Source organism: Deltaproteobacteria bacterium, from assembly GCA_020848745.1.
Taxonomy (GTDB): Bacteria; Desulfobacterota; Binatia; order UTPRO1; family UTPRO1; genus UTPRO1.
The window spans coordinates 1-5,774 of sequence record JADLHM010000113.1 but is presented as its reverse complement, the minus strand read 5'-3'; the positions used below and the strand labels follow the sequence as shown (position 1 = coordinate 5,774).

Here is a 5,774-nt window from a genome sequence, read left to right as displayed (position 1 = left end):
TGGCTAGAGCACCGGACTCCAAATCCGGGGGCTGCAGGTTCGAATCCTGCCTGGCCCGCTCTTCGCCGCTGACGCGAAGCGCGCACGAGACAAGCGACCCGATGGCAAACGACCGCTTGCAACAAGTCAAGGAAATCGTTCCGCAGTCCCGGCAATTCCTCAACGAGGTGGTGTCGGAGCTGCGCAAGGTCCACTGGCCGACGCGTCAAGAGACGGTGGCCGCCACGATCGTCGTGATCGTGGTCGTGCTGATCGTCTCGTTGTGGCTCGGGATGGTGGACGGTGTGATCTCGTTCTTCTTCACGCGCTTCCTGGGCGTACAGTGACGATGGCGGACGCTGCCGTGGCCGAGAAGAAGTGGTACGTCGTGCACACGTACTCCGGGTACGAGCACAAGGTGAAGGCCGCTCTCGAGGAGCGCATCCGCTCCATGGGGAAGGAGGAGTTCTTCGGCGACATCCTCGTGCCGGCAGAGAAGGTCGTCGAGTTGGTGAAAGGCAAGCGGCGGACGTCGTCCCGCAAGTTCTTTCCCGGCTACATCTTGGTGAACATGTCGCTCAACGACGACACGTGGCACGTGGTCAAGTCGACGCCGAAGGTCACCGGATTCGTCGGGGGCGCCACCGATCCGCCGTCGATCTCGGAGACCGAGGTTCGCCAGATCGCGCAGCAGGTCGAAGAGGGCGCGGTCAAGCCGAAGCCGAAGGTGTTCTTCGAGAGCGGCGAGAACGTCAAAGTGGTCGACGGACCGTTCCAGGATTTCAACGGTGTGGTCGAGGAAGTGAAGCCGGAGAAGGGTAAGCTCCGGGTTCTTATCAGTATTTTCGGCCGGGCGACGCCCGTCGAGCTCGACTTCATCCAGGTCGAGAAAGCGTAAAGGACGGTATTCGATGGCGAAGAAAGTCGTCGCTGAGGTCAAGCTCCAGATTTCTGCCGGACAGGCGAATCCGAGTCCGCCCGTCGGTCCGGCGCTCGGTCAGCGCGGTGTGAACATCATGGAGTTCTGCAAGCAGTTCAACGCGCAGACCCAAGCGCAGCAGGGGTTGATCATTCCGGTGATCATCACTGTCTACGCGGACCGCTCGTTCACGTTCGTGACCAAGACGCCGCCGGCGTCGGTGCTGTTGAAGCGCGCTGCGGGCGTCGAGAAGGGCTCCGGCGTGCCGCACAAGAACAAGGTCGGCACTGTGACGAAGCAGCAGATTCGCGAGATCGCGCAACTGAAGACTCCCGATCTCACGGCGGGAAGTCTCGAGGCGGCGATGCGGACCGTCGAGGGAACCGCGCGCAGCATGGGCATCGTGGTCGAGGGCTGACAATGGCGAAACACGGAAAGAAGTATCGCGCGGGCGCCGCGAAGATCGAGCCGCAGAAGGCGTACGCGCTCGAGGAGGCGATCAAGCTCGCCGTCGAGGCCCGCTACGCGAAGTTCGACGAGACGGTCGAGGTCGCGGTCCGGCTCGGCGTGGATCCGCGCCAGGCGGATCAGAACGTCCGCGGCACCGTCCTCCTTCCGCACGGAACGGGCAAGAGCGTGCGCGTGCTCGTGATCGCCAAGGGGGAGAAGGTGAAGGAGGCCGAGGGCGCCGGCGCCGACTTCGCGGGCGGCGAGGAGCTCACCAAGAAGATCGCCGACGAGAACTGGCTCGACTTCGACGTCGTCATCGCGACGCCGGACATGATGGGTGCGGTCGGCCGGCTCGGTAAGGTGCTCGGTCCGCGCGGCCTGATGCCGAACCCCAAGGTCGGGACGGTGACGTTCGACGTCGCGAAGGCCGTGCAGGAGACCAAGGCGGGCAAGGTCGAGTACCGCGTCGAGAAGGCGGGCATCGTGCACGTTCCGATCGGCAAGGCGTCGTTCGGGCCCGAGAAGCTCGCCGAGAACGCGACGGCGTTGGTGGCGGCGCTCGTCCGCGCCAAGCCGGCGGCGGCGAAGGGCAACTACCTGCGCAGCATGTCCGTCGCGACGACGATGGGCCCCGGCGTGATGATCGACGCGAACGCGGCGCGCGCGCTGACCGTCGCTGCTTGATCGAGGAGGCGTCGTGAAGCGAGAAGAGAAGACCGCATTGATCGCCCAGCTCACCGAGCGCCTGTCGGCGGCGAGCCTCGGGGTCGTGACCGAGTACCGCGGGCTGACGGTCGCGCAGCTCAACAAGCTCCGCCGCGAGTTGCAGGCGGCCGGCGCGTCGTATCGGGTGAGCAAGAACACGCTGACGCGACGCGCAATCAAAGAGACCGCCTTCGGCAAGCTCGACGAGCTGCTTCGCGGTCCGACGGGGCTCGTGACCACGGGCAAGGATCCCGTCGCCGTGGCGAAGATCCTGGTGAGGTTCGCCGAGCAGAACGACAAGCTGAAGATCAGCGGAGGCGTACTCGACGGTGAAGCGCTGCCCGCGTCCAGCGTGAGCGCGCTCGCGAAGCTCCCGAGCCGTGAAGTGCTGATGGCGCAGTTGCTCGGGCTGCTGCAGGCGCCGGCATCGCAGTTGTTGCGTACGATTCAAGAACCGGGGGCGTCATTGGTCCGGCTCCTCGGGGCGATCGAGAAGTCCAAGCAGGCATAGCGGGGTCCATCCGCAAGCGAGTTCCAATACGGACGGGCCCCGTTGCCGCGTCCCAAACTGAAGGAGGAGCAGTCCCATGGCTGAAGTTTCGCGTGAGCAGGTGAAGGACTTCATCAAGAACATGTCTCTCATGGACGCGGCGGCGCTCGTGAAGGAGCTCGAGGCCGAGCTCGGCGTGAGCGCGGCGGCGCCCGTGATGGCGGCGATGCCCGGCGCGGGGGCGGGTGCCGGTAGCGGCGCGGCGCCTGCCGAGGAGAAGGACGAGTTCACGGTCGTCCTGAAGACGGCCGGAGACAAGAAGATCCAGGTCATCAAGGTCGTGCGCGAGCTCACCGGTCTCGGCCTCAAGGAAGCCAAGGATCTCGTCGACGGCGCTCCGAAGAACGTCAAGGAGGGCGTCAACAAGGCCGAGGCCGAGAGCATCGCGAAGAAGCTCGAAGAGGCCGGCGGTCAGGTCGAGATCAAGTAGTCTCGTCTGGCCGGTTCGAGGGAGCGACGGTTCGAGGGCAGCGAAACGGGGGCGGGTGCCCCCGCTTCATGAAGAAAGGCACGGCATGAGTTCTGTACAGGTCGCGAACAATTTCCGGCTGCGACGCACGTTTGGTCGGATCAAGAAGATCGTCGACATCCCCAACCTCATCGACATCCAGCAGCGGTCGTACGACGAGTTCTTGCAGCGCGACGTGTCCCCCGAGAGTCGAGCCGACACGGGGCTTCAGGGCGTTTTCAAATCCGTGTTCCCGATCAAGGACTTCAACGAGACCGCCTCGTTGGAGTTCGTGAGCTACTCGCTCGGCGAGCCGAAGTACGATGTCGACGAGTGCCACCAGCGCGGCATGACGTTCGCCGCCCCGCTCAAGGTGACGATCCAGCTGGTCATCTGGGACGTCGATCCCGAGAGCGGCGTGCGGTCGATCAAGAACGTGAAGGAGCAGGAGGTCTACTTCGGCGAGATCCCGCTCATGACGCGCAACGGGACCTTCATGATCAACGGCACCGAGCGCGTGATCGTGAGCCAGCTGCATCGTTCGCCGGGCGTCTTCTTCGATCACGACAAGGGCAAGACGCACGCGAGCGGCCGACTCCTCTACTCGGGACGGATCATTCCCTACCGCGGGTCGTGGATCGACTTCGAGTTCGACGCGCGCGACATCCTGTTCGTGCGCATCGACCGGCGCCGCAAGTTCCACGCGACGGTGCTGCTGCGGGCGCTCGGCATGACGACCGAGGACCTGCTGAACTACTACTACAAGCGTGACACCATTCTCCTCGACGGCCGCAAGGCGTCGAAGGTGTTCCGCCCCGACCAGTTGCTCGGTATCAAGGCGAGCCGCGACATCCGCCATCCCGAGAGCAACGAGATCATCGTCAAGGAAGGTCGCAAGCTTACCAGGGCGGTGATCCGCCAGATGGAGGCGGCCGGCGTCGAGCAGGTGCCGATCACGCTCGACGAGGTCATCGGGCGCGTCTCCGCGCACGACGTGGCCGATCCGAAGACCGGTGAGGTCCTGATCGAAGGCAACCAGGAGCTGACGCAGGAGAAGTACGATCACCTCCGCGAGCGCGGCATCGACACGATCGAGGTGCTCTTCATCGACGACCTGCACGTTGGGCCGTCGCTCCGGAACACGCTCCTCCAGGACAAGATCGCTTCGCCGGACGAGGCCATCCTCGAGATCTACCGTCGCCTGCGCCCCGGTGATCCGCCGACCACCGAGACCGCCACGGCCTTCTTCCACAATCTCTTCTTCAACCCCGATCGCTACGATCTCTCGAAGGTCGGCCGGCTGAAGTTGAACCACAAGCTCCGCATCAACGTGCCGCTGGAACAGGGGACGCTGCGCCGCGAGGACATCCTCGAGGTCGTGCGCTACCTGATCGAGCTCAAGAACGGCAACGGCCAGATCGACGACATCGACCACCTCGGAAACCGCCGCGTGCGCGCGGTCGGCGAGCTCGTCGAGAACCAGTACCGCATCGGTCTCGTCCGCATGGAGCGCGCCATCAAGGAGCGCATGAGCCTGCAGGACATCGAGACGCTGATGCCGCAGGAGCTCATCAACTACAAGCCGGTCTCGGCCGTCATCAAGGAGTTCTTCGGGTCGAGCCAGCTGTCGCAGTTCATGGACCAGACGAACCCGCTTTCCGAGATCACGCACAAGCGTCGTCTCTCGGCGCTCGGTCCCGGCGGCCTCACGCGCGAGCGCGCCGGCTTCGAGGTACGCGACGTGCATCCGACCCACTACGGACGCGTGTGTCCGATCGAGACGCCGGAAGGTCCGAACATCGGCCTCATCGCGTCACTCTCCACCTACGCCCGGGTCAACGACTACGGATTCGTCGAGACCCCGTACCGCGAGGTGGAGAAGGGCCGAGTGACCGAGCGCATCCGGTTCTTGTCAGCCCTCGAAGAAGAAGACTTGGTCATCGCGCAGGCCAACGCGCCGCTCGACGCGAAGGGGGTGTTCACCGCCGACCTCGTCTCCGCCCGCAAGGGCGGTAACTTCATGCAGGTGCCGCCGGACCAGGTCCAGTTCATGGACGTGTCCCCGAATCAGCTGGTCAGCGTCGCTGCTTCGCTCATCCCGTTCCTCGAGAACGACGACGCCAACCGGGCGCTCATGGGATCCAACATGCAGCGTCAGGCGGTGCCGCTGCTGCGCACCGACGCACCGCTGGTCGGGACCGGCATGGAGCGGGTCGTGGCGCGTGATTCGGGCGTGACGATCGTCGCGGAGCGTGACGGCATCGTCGAGACCGTCGACGCCACCCGCATCGTGGTGAAGGCCGACAAGCCGCGCACCGACGGTCGCGACGCCGGCGTCGACATCTACAATCTGGTGAAGTACCAGCGCTCGAACCAGAACACCTGCATGAATCAGCGGCCGATCGTCGTGCTCGGTGACCGGGTGAGCGCCGGCGACGTCATCGCCGACGGCCCTTCCACGGAGATGGGCGAGCTCGCGCTCGGCCGCAACATCGTCGTCGCGTTCATGCCGTGGGGCGGATACAACTTCGAGGACTCGATCCTCATCAGCGAGCGCATCGTCCGCGAGGATTACTTCACGTCGGTACACATCGAAGAGTTCGAGTGCGTCGCGCGCGACACCAAGCTCGGCCCCGAGGAGATCACGCGCGACATTCCGAACGTCGGCGACGAGGCCCTCAAGGATCTCGACGACTCGGGCATCATCCGCATCGGCGCCGAGG

The 5,774-nt window shown here is 64.7% G+C and carries 7 protein-coding genes; all 7 read left to right on the top strand.

Features of this window, described 5'->3' with window-relative positions; translation table 11 throughout:
• The first annotated feature begins 101 nt into the window (after positions 1-101).
• Positions 102-326 carry a preprotein translocase subunit SecE gene (secE, locus tag IT293_17550; GenBank protein MCC6766469.1) on the top strand — a complete coding sequence of 75 codons (225 nt, stop codon included), beginning with the start codon at positions 102-104 and terminating at the stop codon, positions 324-326.
• Positions 327-328: 2 nt separating this feature from the next.
• Positions 329-877 (top strand): transcription termination/antitermination protein NusG, encoded by a 549-nt coding sequence (gene nusG, locus IT293_17545; protein MCC6766468.1) that lies wholly within the window; start codon positions 329-331, stop codon positions 875-877.
• Between the two features lie 13 nt (positions 878-890).
• The gene (gene rplK, locus IT293_17540) at positions 891-1,316 is read left to right on the top strand and encodes a 50S ribosomal protein L11 (GenBank protein MCC6766467.1); all 426 of its coding nucleotides are present in this window, start codon (positions 891-893) and stop codon (positions 1,314-1,316) included.
• Between the two features lie 2 nt (positions 1,317-1,318).
• Complete coding sequence (locus IT293_17535) at positions 1,319-2,032, top strand: 50S ribosomal protein L1 (GenBank protein ID MCC6766466.1); 714 nt, start codon at positions 1,319-1,321, stop codon at positions 2,030-2,032.
• A 13-nt stretch (positions 2,033-2,045) separates the two neighbouring features.
• On the top strand, positions 2,046-2,564 hold the full coding sequence (gene rplJ / locus IT293_17530; protein MCC6766465.1) for a 50S ribosomal protein L10: 519 nt from the start codon (positions 2,046-2,048) through the stop codon (positions 2,562-2,564).
• A 76-nt stretch (positions 2,565-2,640) separates the two neighbouring features.
• Complete coding sequence (gene rplL / locus IT293_17525) at positions 2,641-3,033, top strand: 50S ribosomal protein L7/L12 (protein MCC6766464.1); 393 nt, start codon at positions 2,641-2,643, stop codon at positions 3,031-3,033.
• Between the two features lie 85 nt (positions 3,034-3,118).
• A partial coding sequence (rpoB, locus tag IT293_17520) for a DNA-directed RNA polymerase subunit beta (GenBank protein ID MCC6766463.1) occupies positions 3,119-5,774 on the top strand: 2,656 nt, incomplete at its 3' end.

Excerpts from the sequence above, each read along its gene's own strand:
- nusG (MCC6766468.1), top strand. The coding sequence starts at position 329 with ATGGCGGACGCTGCCGTGGCCGAGAAGAAGTGGTACGTCGTGCACACG.
- secE (MCC6766469.1), top strand. The coding sequence starts at position 102 with ATGGCAAACGACCGCTTGCAACAAGTCAAGGAAATCGTTCCGCAGTCC.
- IT293_17535 (MCC6766466.1), top strand. The coding sequence starts at position 1,319 with ATGGCGAAACACGGAAAGAAGTATCGCGCGGGCGCCGCGAAGATCGAG.
- rplL (MCC6766464.1), top strand. The coding sequence starts at position 2,641 with ATGGCTGAAGTTTCGCGTGAGCAGGTGAAGGACTTCATCAAGAACATG.
- rplK (MCC6766467.1), top strand. The coding sequence starts at position 891 with ATGGCGAAGAAAGTCGTCGCTGAGGTCAAGCTCCAGATTTCTGCCGGA.